General features: G+C 72.4%; 7 protein-coding genes. 5 read left to right on the top strand and 2 right to left on the bottom strand.

Annotation, left to right across the window (positions count from 1 at the left end; translation table 11 throughout):
• Positions 1-3 precede the first annotated feature (3 nt).
• Positions 4-855, bottom strand: coding sequence for a nucleotidyltransferase (locus tag R0232_RS21940; RefSeq protein ID WP_431509406.1), 852 nt, complete (start codon positions 853-855; stop codon positions 4-6).
• A 133-nt stretch (positions 856-988) separates the two neighbouring features.
• Between R0232_RS21940 and R0232_RS21935 the strand changes: the two genes are divergently transcribed.
• Complete coding sequence (locus R0232_RS21935; RefSeq protein ID WP_093344992.1) at positions 989-1,765, top strand: metallophosphoesterase family protein; 777 nt, start codon at positions 989-991, stop codon at positions 1,763-1,765.
• A 100-nt stretch (positions 1,766-1,865) separates the two neighbouring features.
• Here the strand turns inward: R0232_RS21935 and R0232_RS21930 are convergent, their stop codons facing one another.
• Complete coding sequence (locus R0232_RS21930; protein WP_093344989.1) at positions 1,866-2,570, bottom strand: glutathione binding-like protein; 705 nt, start codon at positions 2,568-2,570, stop codon at positions 1,866-1,868.
• 171 nt (positions 2,571-2,741) lie between these two features.
• Here R0232_RS21930 and R0232_RS21925 point away from each other — a divergent pair, with 171 nt between their 5' ends.
• From R0232_RS21925 to R0232_RS21910, 4 genes are all read left to right on the top strand, one after another.
• Positions 2,742-3,512 (top strand): secretin and TonB N-terminal domain-containing protein, encoded by a 771-nt coding sequence (locus R0232_RS21925; protein ID WP_431509405.1) that lies wholly within the window; start codon positions 2,742-2,744, stop codon positions 3,510-3,512.
• A complete protein-coding gene (locus R0232_RS21920; RefSeq protein ID WP_398493422.1) occupies positions 3,509-4,021 on the top strand; it encodes an RNA polymerase sigma factor in 513 nt (170 codons plus the stop codon). The genes R0232_RS21925 and R0232_RS21920 overlap by 4 nt, the downstream gene beginning before the upstream one ends.
• Positions 4,022-4,111: 90 nt before the next feature.
• Positions 4,112-5,107: a FecR family protein gene (locus tag R0232_RS21915; protein WP_431509404.1), complete on the top strand. Its 996-nt coding sequence runs from the start codon at positions 4,112-4,114 to the stop codon at positions 5,105-5,107.
• 124 nt (positions 5,108-5,231) lie between these two features.
• On the top strand, positions 5,232-16,601 hold the full coding sequence (locus R0232_RS21910) for a filamentous haemagglutinin family protein (RefSeq protein WP_431509403.1): 11,370 nt from the start codon (positions 5,232-5,234) through the stop codon (positions 16,599-16,601).
• The last annotated feature ends 19 nt before the right edge of the window (positions 16,602-16,620 follow it).

Genomic DNA, 16,620 nt, shown 5'->3' with positions numbered 1-16,620 from the left:
ATTTCAGTCCGGAGGCTTCCCGCCCTGGGCCTCGGCCCGCGCGGGAATCGCCTCGGTCCACACAGCGATGTCCTCGGGTGTCATCGTGCTCGCGGGCGTGAGGCGTCCATCGACATAGCCGAGCCGCTCGATGTCGTGCAGGAACTGCTCGCGCGAGAGCAGGGTGCCGGCGCACACGTTGTCCCCCGGGGCCTCCGTCGCGCGCAGCTCGCCGGCGAGGCGGCCCATCAGCATCGTCATCACCCAGCCGGGCACGTGGTCGCGCTCGGCGGGATAGATGTAGCCGAACAGCGTCAGGTGCGCCAGCAGCACGCGCCAGTGCGCGCCGAAGCGCTCCAGCAGCCCGGGCCAGTCGAGCCGCTGCGCGTTGACCTGCAGCAGGTGCGCGATGTCGCCGCCGTCGTAGCGCTCGCGTTCCATGATGAAGGCCTTCGACACCAGGCAGTCCTCCACGTTGGCGACGCAGACGGAAACGCCGAGCACGTCGGCGCGGCAGTTTCCATGGAACCAGCGCGCGTCCACCGGCATGAGGCCGTTGCCCGAATTGAAGATCAGGTCGATGAACTCCTGGCCGTCGTAGACCTTGCCGAGCCAGTGCGGAAAGGTCATCTCGGTGCGCCAGCCGTGCGCGAGCGCGACCTGCGCGATGCGCTCGTAGTCCTCGCGGCGGATGAAGAGGTCGAGGTCCTTGGTCGAGCGGCGGATGCCGGTGTAGCAGGCCTGCGCGAACGCGCCGCCGACGAGGAACGGAATGCCGGCCTCGTCGAGCGCGCGCAGCGCGCGCCGGTAGAAATCGGCCACCCGCGGCTCGACTTCGTCTTCGAGCGAGGGCGCGAGGATGGTGGAGGGCGTCATGCACGCAGTGAATGCCGCCGCGCCGGAGGCAGGGCAGGGGCAAAGGGCCCCATCGAATGTCAGACGGGCGCCTACAAGCGCAGCGGGATGAGGCCGATGACGGCGCGCGGCGGCGGGGTGCACGGTGGGTTGCATGCCTACGCCCAAATCATCCACCCACGTCCGCTTCGCCGCCGTCGGCGACATCCATGTGCAGAAGGACTCCGCGGGTTCGCTGCGCGACTTCTTCGCCCAGGCCGCCGACGAGGCCGACGCGCTGCTGCTGTGCGGCGACCTGACCGACTACGGCACGGCGGAGGAGGCGCGGGTGCTGGCCGAGGAGCTCGGCGGCCTCTCGATTCCCATCGTCGCCGTGCTGGGCAACCACGACTTCGAGTCGGGCACGCCCGAGGTGGTGAACGAGGCGTTGACGCGGATCGGCGTGCGCATGCTCGACGGCTCGGCCTGCGAGATCGAGGGCGTGGGCATCGCGGGCGTCAAGGGCTTCGCGGGCGGTTTCGGCCGCGCCTCGCTCGGCGCCTGGGGCGAGCCCGCGATCAAGATGTTCGTGCAGGAAGCGCTCAACGAGGCGATGAAGCTCGAATCGGCGCTCGCCAAGCTGCGCACCCGGCGCCGCATCGCGATGCTGCACTACGCGCCGATCGTGGGCACGGTGCAGGGCGAGCCGAGCGAGATCTTCGCCTTCCTCGGCAGCAGCCGGCTCGAGGAGCCGCTGCTGCGCTACCCGATCGATGCCGTGTTCCACGGCCATGCGCACCGCGGCACGCTCGAGGGTCGCACCATCAACGGCACGCCGGTCTACAACGTCGCCAAGCCGCTGCTGCAGCGCAGCCGGCCCGACGTGCCGCCGTTCCATCTCTACGAAGTGCCGCGCGAGTCCGCTTCGGAACCCGAGCTGGCCGCGCACTGAGCCACGGGCGGCGGCCGCTCGACCCTTCAGGCGCGTCGTGATGAAGAAGCGCCGGCCCGGGTGCGTGGCGACCGAACTCGCGAGCACCTCGCCCTCGGCATCACGCCGCCTTCGGAATCGTCAGCCCCGCGATCACCGCGGGCCGCGCGACGAAGCGCTCGAGCACGCGCGCCACGTTCGGGAAGCTGTCGAAGCCGACCAGCTCGCGCGCCTCGTAGAAGCCGATCAGGTTGCGGATCCACGGGAAGCTCGCGATGTCGGCGATGCTGTAGTCGTCGCCCATGATCCATTCGCGGCCGGCCAGGTGCTTGTCGAGCACGCCGAGCAGGCGCTTCGATTCGGCCACGTAGCGGTCGCGCGGGCGCTTGTCCTCGAACTCCTTGCCGGCGAACTTGTGGAAGAAACCGAGCTGGCCGAACATCGGGCCGATGCCGCCCATCTGGAACATCACCCACTGCAGGGTCTCGTAGCGCTTCGCGGGGTCGGCGCTCAGCAGCTTGCCGGTCTTCTCGGCCAGGTAGAACAGGATCGCGCCCGACTCGAACAGCGGCAGCGGCTTTCCGCCCGGGCCATCGGGATCGATGATCGCGGGGATCTTGTTGTTGGGGTTCAGCGAGAGGAAGGCCTCCGACATCTGGTCGTTGCTGCCGAAGCTCACGAGGTGCGGCTCGTAGGGCAGGCCGATCTCCTCCAGCATGATCGAGACCTTCACGCCGTTGGGCGTGGGCAGCGAGTAGAGCTGCAGCCGCTCGGGATGCTGGGCGGGCCACTTCTGGGTGATCGGGAAGTCGGCGAGGGAGGTCATGGCGTGAGCCTTTCTTTCTTGGAATGACGGAAGAGGGCGCTTCGGCCCGGCGGCCGGCCCCCGGGGCGAGCCGGCGATATTGCCCGATCCGCGCATCCGCTGCCGGGCACCAGGAATGCTTTGGTGTAGCACCGACGTCATATTCGGGCGCGAGGATGGCGGGCTTCCAGAATGGCGCACCCACCTTGCCGGCTCGATTCGTCTCCTCGCAGGGTGCGCCCGCTCGCCGCCCGTGGGCAGCGCCATGCCCTGGCGCTGTCGCTGCTGTGCGGGCTCTGGATGCCCGCGCCGGCCGCGGCCGGCGACAGCGATGCAGCGCGCGTGGATGACGCGCCCGCCCTGCCCGAGGCCGCCGCGCCCGGCGTCGATTTCGACATCGCGGCGCAGCCCCTGGCCGCCGCGCTGCAGCGCTATGCACTGCAGTCGGGCCGCCCGGCGCTGTTCGACAGCGCGGTCGTGAGCGGCCGCACCTCGGCCGCCGTGCGCGGCCACCACGCGCCCGAAACCGCGCTGCGCCTGCTGCTCGAGGGCACGGGCCTGGCTGCCGAAAGCATGCGCGACGGGCCGGCCGATGCCTTCGTGCTGAAGCCGGTCGACGCGCGCGCGCTGGCGGCGCGCCCGGCCGCGGACGGCGTGGACACCGACTACGGCGCCTGGGTGCAGGCGCGCGTCTGGCAGGCCCTGTGCGCCGATGCGCGCACCGCGCCCGGCAGCTACCGCACCCTGCTGCGCTTCGAGGTCGATGCCACCGGTGCGCTGCAGAAGCCGCGCCTGCTGACCTCGACCGGCAATGCGCGCCGCGACGCCGCGGTGCGCGAGGCCCTGCAGCGCGTGCGCGTGGACCGCGCGCCGCCGCCCGCGATGGCGCAGCCGCTGACCCTGGTGCTGCTGCCGCGCGACCCCGCCGACCCCGACGCGCCGCGCTGCGAGAACCGGCCATGACCGAGGACGCGCGCCCGATCCTGTCGGACTACCTGTCGCGGCACTACGCCAGCCTCAAGCGGCGCGTGACGCGGCTGCTGGGCAACAGCGACCTGGCCGGCGACGCGCTGCAGGACACCTGGCTGCGGCTGCAGAGCCGCGAGGAGGAAGACGCGATCCAGAGCCCGGGCAGCTACCTGGTGCGCGTGGCCGTCAACATCGCGATGGACATCCAGCGCCGCCAGAGCCGATCGCTGTCGATCGACGAGGTGCAGTCGCTGATGGAACTGTCGGACCCGGCGCCCGGGCCCGCGCGCACCGCCGAGCTGCGCTCCGAGGTGACGAGCCTGCTGAAGTTCATCGACCGCATGCCCGAGCGCCGCCGCACGATCCTGATGCTGGTGCGCTGGGAGGGGCTGCAGCAGAAGGACGTGGCGGCGCGCCTGGGCCTCTCCCTACGCGTGGTCGAGCACGAACTCAAGCGCGCCCACGACTATCTCGACGCGCAGATGAACCATGGCAAAAAATAGTTGGGGGTTTGGCGTGGCGCCGTTCGTCTGGGTGGGTGAAGCACTTTTCCATCGTTTCCTCGGCGCACCGGGGCTGCCCGGCATGAAGCCATGACGGCATCGGCCGACGACCGCGACGCACCGGGCGACGCGCTGCCGGCGCAGGCGCGCGTCTGGCTGCGCCTGCTCGCTTCGGGCGAGGTCAAGGCCTCGGACGCCGAGGCCTTCCAGCGCTGGCTCCACACCAGCGAGGCGCACCGCGCGGCCTTCCACGAGGTCAAGCAGCGCTGGGCGGCGCTGCGGCCCGTGAGCGGCGAGTACCTGCGCACCCGCCCGGCGGCGGCCGCGGCGCACGAGCGCGCGCTGCAGGGCCGGAACTTCGGGCGCCGCGCTTTTCTGGGCGCGGCCGTGAGCGCCGCCGCGGTGGCCGGCGTGGCGGTGGTGGCCTATCCGCAGAGCGGACTCTGGCCCGCGGCGGGCGAGGGCACGGCCGACGAGCGCACGGCGGTCGGCGAGCAGCGCACGCTGGCGCTGGCCTCGCGCGTGCAGGTGACGCTCAACACCCAGACCCGGATCCGCCGCGAGCGCGCGGCCGGCCAGCTCACGGGCATCGACCTGCTGTCGGGCGAGGCCGCGATCGACCTGCTGGCCGAGGGCGGCCCGTTCGGCGTGGTGGCCGGCGCCGGGCGCAGCCTCGCGCACGCAGGACGCTTCGAGGTGCGGCATCTCGACGGCAAGGTCTGCGTGACCTGCATCGAGGGCGCGCTGCGCATCGAGCATCCGGCCGGCGTGCGCGCGCTGCAGGCCGGCCAGCAGGCGGTGTACGACGCGCAGTCGCTCAGCGGCATCGCGCGCGTCGCGCTCGAGAACGTGTCGGCCTGGCGGCGCGGCGAGCTGGTGTTCGACCAGACGCGGCTGGCCGAGGTGCTGGCCGAGATCAACCGCTACCGCGCGGGCCGCGTGCTGCTGGTGAACGGCGTCGCGGGCGAGAAGCGGGTCAGCGGCCGCTTCCGGCTGGCCTCGCTCGATTCGGCGCTGGCGCAGCTCGAGCACACCTTCGGGCTGCGTGCGCGATCGCTGCCCGGCGGGCTGCTGCTGCTGAGCTGAGACAGCGGCTCAAAAAAAGTTGGGGGTTTGCGCACGGCCCGTTCGTCTTAGCGCACCGGAAATTCAGCGCACCGCCCACGGTGCTCGGAACTCCACGACCTTCACTTTCGGGCAAGCACTTCTCATGAGCACACGCGGATCCCTGGGCACCCCCCACCCATCGACCAACCAGCCGGCCCGGCGGCGCTTCCGCATGGCACCGATCGCGCGCGCCATCGCCGTGACGCTGGTCGCCAACGGCGCGCTCATCGACGCGCAGGCGCAGCGCGCCTTCAGCGGCGCCTGGTTCGCCAACAAGACCGCCGTGCAGGGCGCGGCCACGGCCACGGGCCGGCTGCCCAACGGCATGCCCGCGTCGATGCTGACGAACCCGGCCGGGCAGCAGCGTGCCAGCGACGAGCTGCGGCGCTCGATCGGCAACCTCGACATGGCGGCGCGCACCATCGCCGCCCAGCAGGCGGCACAGGCGGCCGCGCGCCAGGCGGCGCAGAACGACGGCAGCGACATCCCAGACGGCCTCGCGCCCGGCGGGCTCGCGGTCGACACCAACAGCCTCACCGCCGGCTGGCTCAATGCCAACGCGCCGGTGCAGACGGCCGCGGGCGGACGCACGCAGGTCAATATCCAGCAGACCGCGGACAAGGCGATCCTCAACTGGGAGAGCTTCAACGTGGGCCGCAACACCACGGTGCAGTTCGACCAGAAGGGCGGGGCGAAGCCCGACGGCAGCAATGCATGGATCGCGTTGAACCGCATCAACGATCCGAGCGGCCGGCCGAGCCAGATCGCGGGCCAGATCAAGGCCGACGGCTCGGTCTACCTGATCAACCGCAACGGCATCGTCTTCAACGGCACCAGCCAGGTCAACACGCGCTCGCTGATCGCCTCGAGCCTCGCGCTGTCGGACAAGCAGTTCAACCTCGGCATCAACAACCAGCAGAAGTTCGACGGCCAGGGCAACGACTTCGCGATTCCCCAGTTCGGCCTGTTCACGTCGATCAAGCCCGAGGTCTTCGGCCCGTCGGGCTTCGTGCCCGGCGAGGGCGGCGCGCCCGACCGCATGGGCGGCGTGGACCGCTTCGATCCCGGCGCGGCGCCGGGCGAGGTGCGCGTGGACGCCGGCGCGCGGCTGGCGGTCGAGTCGGGCGGCAAGGTCATGCTGTTCGCGCCCAAGGTGCGCAACGCGGGCCACATCACGGCGCCCGACGGCCAGGTGATCCTCGCGGCCGGCGAGAACGTCTACCTGAAGACGCCCTCGACGCAGGACCCGAATGCGCCGCGCGGCCTCGACGTGGCCGTGTCGGCCGTGCCGGGCTGGGCCTTCACCGGCGGGCAGGTGCAGGGCGCGCTGAAGCTCGTGCCGGTGTATGGCGACGCGAACTTCGTCAACAGCCTGCGCGACGTGGTGATGCCCGAGATGGCGGCGCGCGCCAAGTCGGTGGGCTACGAGGTGGTGAACACCGGCACCGTGCAGTCCGACCGCGGCAACATCACGCTGCAGGCGCAGGACGTGAGGCAGTCGGGCGTGCTGGCCTCGACCACGGCGCTCAACAACCGCAACGGCTCGATCCTGCTGCGCGCCTGGGGCCTGGGCACGCACATGTACTCGGACGGCGTCAACGACCTGATCAACTGGTCGGCCGGCACGCTCACGCTGGGCGAGGGCAGCATCACCCAGGTGCTGCCCGATGCGGGCGACCGCAGCGAGATCGAGGCCTCGGCGCTGGTCACGCGCTACCAGCCGGGCCGCGTGGCCCTGTACGGCCAACTGATCGACGTGCGGCCGAAGGCGGGCGTGCTGGTGCCCGCGGGCAGCATCGCGGCCGAGTCGGCGGTCAACCCGCTGTTCACGCAACTGCCGTACTTCAAGCCCGGCAGCCTCGGCGACGCCAGCCGCATCTACATCGACAGCGACGCCTTCCTGAGCGTGGCCGGACTGCAGGGCATGCAGGTCGACATGTCGCGCAACTTCGTCGAGGCCGAGCTGCGCATCAACGAGCTGCGCGATTCGCCGCTGCTGCTCGACTCCTGGCTGCGCGGCAAGAAGGTGATCGTCGACCGGCGCGCCAACGGCCTGTTCGACGCCGGCCCGATGTCGGGCGTGCAGTGGGTGACCGGGCCCGACGGCAAGACGCTGGTGCCGGGCGCCTGGGTCGGCACGCCGCTGGCCGACGTGTCGGGCTGGGTCGGTGTCGGCAAGACCGACCTCGCCGAGCTGTCGGCCAGCGCGGGCAGCATCAACCTGCGCGCGGGCGGCGCGGTGATCACGCGCGCGGGCTCGGTGCTCGACGTGTCGGGCGGCTCGGTGCGCTATTCCGACGGCATGAACACCGCGACCAAGCTCATGGGCGCCGACGGCCGCGTGCACACCATGGACAAGGCGCTGCCCGACATCACCTACACCGGCATCGCCGGCGAGTTCGCGAGCGAGCATGCGCGCTGGGGCGTGAAGGAGAACTGGCGCTCGCCGCTGATCGGCGCCAACTACAAGGAAGCGGGCTACACCGAGGGCCGCAAGGCCGGCGACCTGCGCATCTACGCGGGCGACGCGATGGTGCTCGAGGGCGACATGCTCGGCGGCGTGGTGGCGGGCGACCGGCCGCAGGCCAAGGCCGCGGCCAGCCTCGGCGGCCGCGTCGAGCTCGGCGAGAACACGCCCGACGGCCGGCCCTGGTCGCCGGGCACGATCATCGTGAGCCACGATCCGAAGCGGCTGGCGAAGGACTTCGGCGCGCTCACCACGCTCGGCGACGATTTCTACGTGCAACTCAAGCCCGACGAACAGGGCTCGCGCAAGCTGAGCTTCCTGTCGGACGACATGCTCGGCAATTCGGGCATGGGCAGCATCGTGCTGAACACCATCAACGGCGACTTCGAGCTCGCGGCCGGCGCGAAGCTGCAGCTGTCGCCGGGCGCCTCGCTGACGGTGGCGGGCACCGAGGGCTCGACCCGGGACATCCGCATCTTCGGCCAGATCCGCACGCCGGGCGGGCGCATCGGCCTGTCGTCGAGCAACGGCGCGCTCGAGATCGGCGCGCAGGGCCGGCTCGATGCCAGCGGCCAGTGGCTCAACACCTGGCGCGAAGGCCCGGGCAGCGGCGCCTGGGCCATCGATGGCGGCGCGATCTCGATCAGCGTGGGGAAGATCGCGGCCGACCCGGCGGCGGTCCTCGACGTCTCGGGCGGCGGCCGCGTCGATGTCGTGAAGAACGGCCTGCCCTCGCTGCGCGCGGGCAATGCGGGTTCGGTCACGCTGGTGGGCGTGACGCCCGAGCTGGACCTGGGCGCGCTGAACCTGCGCGCCTTCGCGGCCGGTTCCGCGGGCAGCCTGATGCTCGACGTGTTCTCGCCGGTGCAGATCGGTGGCAGCGCGCCCACCGATCCCGAGACCGGCAAGCCGCTCGTGACGCTGCTGCCGCCCACGCTCTACGGCGAGCGCGGCTTCGGCCGCGTCACGGTCTCGGTGCGCGGCGAGGGCGGCATCGTGGTGCCCGAGGGCGTGACGGTGTCGCAGCAGGCGTCGAGCCTCGATCTCACGAACTTCGACTGGCGCCACCTGCCCGGCGGTGCCAGCCTGGCCGATGCCGCGCCGATCGGCGTGCTGCGGCCCGAGGAGCGCGCGGCGCGCAAGCCCACCGCGCTGTCGCTGGGCACCACCAACGGACCGATCTCGATCGGGGCGGGCGCGGTGGTGCGCACCGACATCGGCGGCAACCTGTCGCTCGGTGCCGGCGGCGAGCTGGGCACCATCGACGTGGCCGGCCGGCTCGACGCGCCGGCCGGCAGCATCTCGCTGTCGGGCGGCAAGGTCACGTTGCAGGCCGGCGGCGAACTGCTGGCGCGCGGCGTGCCGCTGACCTACCTCGACAACCGCGGCCGCCAGGTGGGCGAGGTGCGCGACGGCGGCTCGGTCGACATCCAGGCCGGCGAGGTGCAGCTCGAGAAGGGCGCGCTGATCGATGTGTCGGGCGCCACCGGCGAGATCGACGGCGTGGCCGACACCGGCCGCACCGGCACGCAGCTGCCGAAGGCGACGCCGAAGATCCGGCTCGACAGCGACGGCGGCCTGATCCAGGTCAAGGGCCAGGGCCTGATCGAGAGCACGCTGGTGGGCAACGCGGGCGGCCCCGGCGGCATCGGCGGGCGCATCCGGATCAACATGGACGTGCCCGCCGCGCCCGGCGGCTCGCCGCTGGAGCGCCTGAGCCAGACGCTGCAGGACCCGGACTGCTTCGGCTTCTTCGTCGACGGCGCCTGCAACAACTGGCGCCAGGGCCTGGACTACGACTGGGCGCCGGGCCTGCGCAGCTTCGGCTACGAGGTCGACGGCACGATGATCATTCCGTCGAGCCTGCTGGCGCACCTGGCGCAGAGCAAGGAGCTGGTGCTGTCCGACCGCCTGCCGGCGCCCGGCCCGGTCGGGGCGCTCGACCCGGCGCAGTTCGGGCTGACGCCGGCCACGCTCGACCTGTTCCGCGACACCCTGTTCGGCGGCGAGCTGCTGCGCGAGATCCTGCAGAAGCCGGGCCAGGCCTTCGCGCTGACGCTGCGCCCGCAGTCCTTCGCGAACGGCGGCTTCGCCGACCTCGCGCTGGTGAATTCCTCGCAGGGGCCGATCCGCCTCGACGACGCGCACATCAGGATGGGCCGCGCCATCTCGCTGCAGGGCCGGATCCTCGGGCACGCCGACACCTCGTCGTCGCTGAGCGCGCCGCACCTCACGCTGCTGACCGTGCCGGGGCCGGCCTCGGCCTCGCTCGTGGCCGAGGTGCCCGATGCCAAGGGCGAGCTGAAGCTCGCGGGCCAGTTGATCGAGATCGTCTCGGGCAACGAGGCGGGCGTGTCGCCCGAAGGCACCGTGCGCATCGGCGGCTTCGGCCGCACGCGGCTCGAGGCCGGCGAGATCCGCATCGGCGGCGCGCTGCCCGATCAGATCAACGACGACACCCGGTTGCAGTTGAACCTCGACGTCGACGGGCAGCTGGTGCTCGCGGCCGGCCAGGTCTATCCGAGCACGGCCATGACCGGCGTGATCCGCGCCACCGGTTCGATCGCCGTCGAGCGGTTCGGCGAGCCGGGCGACGCGCCGCTGTCGGCCGGCGGCACCTTGCGGCTGGAGGCGCCGACGATCGCGCAGGACGGCGTGCTGCGCGCGCCGCATGGCCAGATCGAACTGGCCGCGAGCGAGCGCCTCGCGCTGGGCGCCAACAGCCTCACTTCGGTGTCGGGCGCCGGCGTGGTCGTGCCCTACGGCACCTTGCTCAACGACGAGCACTGGCACGATCCCACCAAGGCGGTGGACGCGGCCAATCCCTCGGGAGGCTCGCTGAGCGCGCCGCCCGAGAAGCGGATCACGCTGAAGTCGCCCGACGTGGCGCTGGCGCGCGGCGCGACGGTGGACATCACGGGCGGCGGCGACCTCTATGCCTGGGAGTTCGTGCCCGGCCCCGGCGGCTCGCACGACGTGCTGAACCGGCCCGGTACCTACGCGATCCTGCCGGGGCAGACCGCCGCCGCGCCGGCGAGCGCCGCCGAAGCGGGCCAGCGCGTCTGGCTCGCGGGCGGGCCGGGCCTGGCGGCCGGCTGGTACACCCTGCTGCCGGCGCGCTATGCGCTCTTGCCCGGCGCCTTCGCGGTGCAGGCGACCGGCAAGGCCTGGGGCGGCGCGCTGGCGCCGGCCACGCTGGCCTCGGACGGCAGCCTGGTGATGCAGGGCCGCGGCGGCAATGCCTACAGCGGCCAGCAGGACGCGCAGGCCTCGGCCTGGCGCGTGATGTCGGGCGACACGCTGCGCAAGTACACCGAATACAACGAGGCCACGGCCAACGACTTCTTCTCGTCCGAGGCCTTCAAGCTCACGCAGTACCGGCTGACCGGCCAGAACGTCGTCACGCCGCGGCTGCCGCGCGACGGCGGCGCCGTGGTGTTCGATGCCGGCAAGCGGCTCACGCTCGACGGCACGCTGCGCTCGGCGCCCGACGCGGGCGGGCGCGGCGGGCTGGTCGACATCGCGGGCGGCAAGATCGCGATCGTCGGCGCCGGCCTGGACGCGGCCAGCCTGCAGGCCGACGGCTACCTCGTGATCGATTCGACGAGCCTGTCGAACTTCGGCGCCGGCAGCCTGCTGGTGGGCGGCAAGCGCCAGGGCAATGCGCTCGGCCTCGAGATCGACGTGACGGCCACCGACATCGTGGTGCGCAACGGCGAGGGCTCCGAGCTCAGCGGGCCCGAGATCATCCTCGCGGCCAGCGAGCAGGTGGCGATCGAGGGCGGCAGCCGGGTGCGCGCCAAGGGCGCGGGCGGCCGCGGCTCGGGCAACCTGGTGATGAAGCCGAAGGCGCCGGCGGTCTACACCGACCCCGACGGCAACCTCGACGACAACGGCGACGGCGTGATCGACGCCAGGGATACGGCCGACGACGTGCTCACCTCGCCGACGAAGGACTGGGGCGCGCTGGTGCGCCTGGCCACCGGCGACGCGGTGCAGGTGCTGCGCCAGAACGTGGACACCACGCGCGGCGGCCTGGTGACGATCGGCGCGGGCGCGCTGGTCGACGGCGGCGCCGCGCTGCTGATCGACGCGACGCGCACCACCGAGCTCGCGAGCTCGGCGCGGATCGCCGGCGCCGACCTGTCGGTGTCGGCCGGCCGCATCGGCTTCGGCGGTGGCACCGAGGGCATGGTGCTCGACAGCGGCGCGCTGGCGCAGCTCGCCAATTCGCAGCGCCTGACCCTGCGCAGCTATTCGGACTTCGACTTCTACGGCTCGCTCGACCTCGGCGCGGCCGGCCTGCATTCGCTGACCTTCGACGGCGCCGCCTTCGTCGGCCGCGGCATGGGCGACGTGACGATCCGCGGCGATGCGGTCACGCTGATCAACAGCGGCGGCGGCACGGGCGGCAGCGGCACCGGCAACGGCGCCTTCACGCTCGATGCGGACACGCTGGTGCTGGGCGCGGGCCGCAAGGACTTCGCCGGCTTCGGGTCGGTCACGCTGGCGGGCCGCGACCAGATCGTCGGCGAGGGCGCGGGCGCGGTGGACACCGGCGCCGCGGCGCTGACCCTGGCCACGCCGCTCTTGACCGGCCGCGGCGGCGCGGCCCAGACCATCGCCACCCAGGGCGCGCTGCGCGTGACGGGCGGCGGCGCGGGGACGGCCACGCCTTCGGACCTGCAGGACAGCCTGGGCGCGCGCCTGACGCTGAGCGGCAGGAGCATCGACTTCGGCGGCCGCGCGGTCGCGCTCGGCGGCAGCATCGGCATGACGGCGACCGGCGGCCACCTGGTGGTGGGCGAGGGCGCGCTGATCGACGTGGGCGGTTTCGCCAAGCGCTTCTTCGACCTGGCCGAGTACGCCGACGCGGGCCGCATCGACCTGTCGGCCGTGGGCGGCGACGTCCGGCTCGAGGCCGGCAGCCGGCTCGGCCTCGCGGCGCACGCGGGCGGCGGCAGCGCCGGCACCCTGGGCCTGGCCGCATCGAACGGCGGCACCGTGGTGCTCGACGGCACCATCGCCGCGCAGGCCGGTGCCGGCGGCAAGGCCGGCAGCTTCTCGCTCGACATCGAGGCGCTGCCCGACTTCGCGGGCTTCAGCCAGCGGCTCAACGACGCCGGCTTCAACCGCTCGCGCCAGTTCCGCATCCGCCAGGGCGACGTGGTGCTCGGCGGGCTCACGACGGTCGAGGACTTCGGCCTCACCGCCGACCGCGGCAGCATCGACATCGCCGGCACCGTGGACGCGCGCTCGGCCTATGGCGGCTCGATCCGCATCACCGGCGGCAACGGCGTGGCGATGCGCGACGGCGCGAAGCTGCTGGCCGGCGCGACCGGCGAACTCGGCAGCGGCCGCGTCACGCTCGAGGCGGCCGGCGGCCGGCTCGAGCTGCGCGGCGGCCAGATCGACGTGGCGGGCAACGAGGGCGGCAAGGTGCGCCTGCGCGCGCGGCAGAACGCGGGCCACGACGAGATCGAGGTCGGCGCGCTCGACGTCGCGGTCACGGGCGCGCGCTCGGCGGTGCTCGAGGGCACCAGCCGCTACGAGGCGCAGGACGGCACGGTCGATGCGGTCAAGGCCGAGGCGATCGCCGATGCGCGCCGCTTCAGCGCCGCCGCCGGTGCGATCGCCGGGCGGCTGGGCACCGGGCTCGCGGTCATGCCGGGCATCGAGATCCGCAGCGCCGGCGACCTGGCGCTCAATGGCGACTGGAACCTGTTCGCCGATCTGCCGGGCGCGCGCGACGGCACGCTGACCCTGCGCGCTGGCGGCAACCTGCTGATCAACGGCCACCTGAGCGACGGCTTCGACGCGGCGGACCGCAGTGGCGTGCTGCAGCCCGGCGCCTCGTGGAACCTGCGGCTGGTGGCCGGCGGCGACCTCGACTCGGCCAATGCGCTGGCACTGCGGCCGCTGGCCGCGCAGGCCGCGGGCAAGGGCTCGATCGTGATCGGCACCGCCAACACCGCGCAGCCGAGCGACAGCGATCCCGCGCCCGACAACGGCGCCGCCAAGCTGGTGCGCACCGGCACCGGCGACCTCGAGGTGCGCGCGGGGCGCGACCTCACGCTGGCGCACAAGGAATCGGCGATCTACACCGCGGGCCGCAGGGACACGACGGTGTGGAGCGACTTCACCACCGCCAACCCGAAGGCGAGCTACGGCATCGACGGCGGCAACCTCGATATCGGCGTGCAGGGCAGCATCGACGCCGCGCCCGCGGGGCAGCGTTTCACCGAGTGGCTCAACCGGCAGGGCACGCTGAACGCGCAGCGCTACTTCGGCCCGTATACCAACGGCGAAAACGCCGTGGGCCCCGACGGCGTGTACGGGCCCGTGATCCATCCGACCGAGCAGTCGAGCTGGTGGATCGACTACGGCCGCTTCCAGCAGGGCGTGGGCGCGCTCGGCGGCGGCAACGTGGCGGTCCATGCCGGCGGCGACCTGCGCAACCTGCTGGTCGCGCTGCCCACCAACATGCGCGTGCGCGGCGGGCTCTCGGCGGGCGAGGCGATGACCGTCGAGATGCGCAACGGCGGCGCCATGCAGGTCGAGGCCGGCGGCGCGATCCGCGGCGGCCAGTACTACGTCGCGCGCGGCGCGGGCGAGATCCGCGCGGGCGAGACCGCGGTGGGCCGCACGGTGACCCTGAGCCGCGACGACAGCATGGGCGGCATCACGCGCACCAGCTACGGCGTGGCGCCGGTGCTCGCGCTCGGCGATGCCACGCTGAGCCTGCGCACCGCGGGCGACCTGGTGCTGCAGACGGTGGTCGACCCGCTGCTGGTCACCTACGGCGAGGGCCTGCGCGCCGATGGGCAGGTACTCAACTACGGCGCCTACATGAGCGGCTACACCGACCGCAGCGCGCTGAAGCTGGTCTCCACCGGCGGCGACATCCACTTCGTCAACCGCCAGGAGTTCATCTTCCGCGACGTGCAATTGCGCAGCAACGACAAGGACACGCTGGTCGGCTTCGGCGGCAACCGCTATCCGGCGCGGCTGTCGGCGGTCGCGCTCAACGGCGGGCTGTCGATCGAAGGACCGCTGTACGTGCTGCCGGGCACCACCAACGACGTCTCGCTGGCCGCGCAGAACGACATCCGCTTCGCGGCGCCGCTCGCGATGGCCTATGCCACGCCGGCGATGATGCCCTCGCCGACCATGCCCGCCGGTGCCGGCTCGCCCTTCAGCCAGATGAACATGGAGGACATGCTCGACAACTGGATCAACTGGTCGGGTGCCTCCTTCATCAAGGACCCGTACCTGCGCAGCGTGAGCAATCCCTCGGTGCTGCCGCTGGCCGGCGACTACGAGCCCAGCCGCATCTATGCCGCGGAGGGTTCGATCTTCGGGCTCGACCTCAAGGCCAACGAGCAGACCTGGGTGCGCGCGGGCAAGGACATCCGCGGCGTGCGCGTGGCGGGGCGCAACCTGCGCGCCTCCGACACCACCTTGCTGGAGGCGGGCAACGACATCCTGGCCACGGTGCGGGTCGATCCGATCGAGCGCGAGAACGCCATCAGCAACAGCCTGACCGGCAACATCGAGATGCAGGGACCGGGCACGCTGACGCTCGCGGCCGGGCGCGACGTGTACGCCGACAACCTGCAGGTGCGCACGGTGGGCAACCAGCGCTACGACCGGAACAACCGGCCGCAGCCCGATACGCAGATCAACGGCCTGCCGGCCAACAGCGCCGCGATCACCGTCATGGCCGGACTGAACGGCGCCGTGGGCTACGACGCCTTCGCCGCGGCCTACCTCGATCCGGCCCGCGTGGCCTCGATGCCCGACTACCTCAAGACCCGCGCGCCCGACGGCACGCAGGTGCCGATCTATCTGGTGGACCAGCTCGAGACGCGCCCCGGCGGGCAGGAGAAGACCGTGCGCCGCGGTCTCGTGTCGTACATGTTGGACATGACCGGCGAGACGCTCGCGCCGCTAGATGCCTGGACCCGCTTCCAGGCCCTGCCCGAGCCCGCGCGCCAGCAGTTCCTGCGCCAGGCCTTCCTGCTCGAGTTGCGCGAGGCGGGCCGCGACCAGAACGAACCGGGCACGGGCGGCCTGCCGCGCAACGGCGGCTACAACCGCGGCTATGCGGCGATCGACACGCTGTTTCCGGGCAAGGACTGGAAGGGCGACGTGGCGGCCAACACCTTGATGCTGCGCACCATGGCCGGCGGCGACATCAACGTGCTCACGCCCGGCGGCGGGCTGCAGGTGGCGGCGCTCGGCGCCACCGTGCCGGCCGGCTACGGCCTGGTCACGCTGGCCTCGGGCCACATCGACATCTTCGCCAAGGACGACGTCACGGTGAACCAGTCGCGCATCCTGTCCTTCGTGCCCGAGGTGACGAAGCAGGGCAGCGACCAGATCATCTGGTCCACCGTCGGCAACATCGATGCCGGCCGCGGCGCGAAGACCCTGCGCGTGCCCTCCGCGCCCGAGGTCGTCACCGACCTCGACGGCGTGACCGTGGTGCGTGAGAAGTCGGACATGAGCGGCAGCGGCATCGGCACCGTGGGCGACGGCGACGTCGACCTGGTCGCGCCCAACGGCACCGTGAATGCCGGCGATGCCGGCCTGCGCGTGGCGGGCAATCTCAACATCGCCGCGCTGCAGGTGCTCAACGCCGACAACATCCAGGTCAAGGGCGAGACCAAGGGCCTGCCGGTGGTCGCGGCCGTGAACGTCGGCGCGCTGACCAATGCCAGCGCGGCCGCGGCCCAGGCCGCGGTGGCCGCGCAGGAGAGCCTGCAGCGCGACCGCACCGCGGCGCGCCAGGCCCTGCCCTCGGTGTTCACCGTGCGCGTGCTCGGCTTCGGCAACGAGCCGGCCGAAGGCGGCAGCCGCAACCCGCCGCCGCGCGCGGGCGACAGCGCGATGCGCTACGACCCCGCGAACCCCGTGCAGCTCGTGGGCAACGGCCGGCAGTTCGATGCCCGGCAGGTGGCACGGCTGACCGACGAGGAACGCCGCGCCTTGCAGGGCCGCTAGGCCCCACGCCATCCGGCGC

Origin of the sequence: Variovorax sp. DAIF25, from assembly GCF_050711835.1 — a bacterium.
Lineage (GTDB): Bacteria > Pseudomonadota > Gammaproteobacteria > Burkholderiales > Burkholderiaceae_C > Variovorax.
The sequence above is the reverse complement of the archived record's forward strand: the minus strand, read 5'-3'. Positions and strand labels throughout refer to the sequence as shown.

What these genes read in the sequence shown, in the direction of transcription:
- R0232_RS21940 (WP_431509406.1), bottom strand. Translation starts at nt 855, where the DNA reads ATGACGCCCTCCACCATCCTCGCGCCCTCGCTCGAAGACGAAGTCGAG.
- R0232_RS21935 (WP_093344992.1), top strand. Translation starts at nt 989, where the DNA reads ATGCCTACGCCCAAATCATCCACCCACGTCCGCTTCGCCGCCGTCGGC.
- R0232_RS21930 (WP_093344989.1), bottom strand. Translation starts at nt 2,570, where the DNA reads ATGACCTCCCTCGCCGACTTCCCGATCACCCAGAAGTGGCCCGCCCAG.
- R0232_RS21925 (WP_431509405.1), top strand. Translation starts at nt 2,742, where the DNA reads ATGGCGCACCCACCTTGCCGGCTCGATTCGTCTCCTCGCAGGGTGCGC.
- R0232_RS21920 (WP_398493422.1), top strand. Translation starts at nt 3,509, where the DNA reads ATGACCGAGGACGCGCGCCCGATCCTGTCGGACTACCTGTCGCGGCAC.
- R0232_RS21915 (WP_431509404.1), top strand. Translation starts at nt 4,112, where the DNA reads ATGACGGCATCGGCCGACGACCGCGACGCACCGGGCGACGCGCTGCCG.
- R0232_RS21910 (WP_431509403.1), top strand. Translation starts at nt 5,232, where the DNA reads ATGAGCACACGCGGATCCCTGGGCACCCCCCACCCATCGACCAACCAG.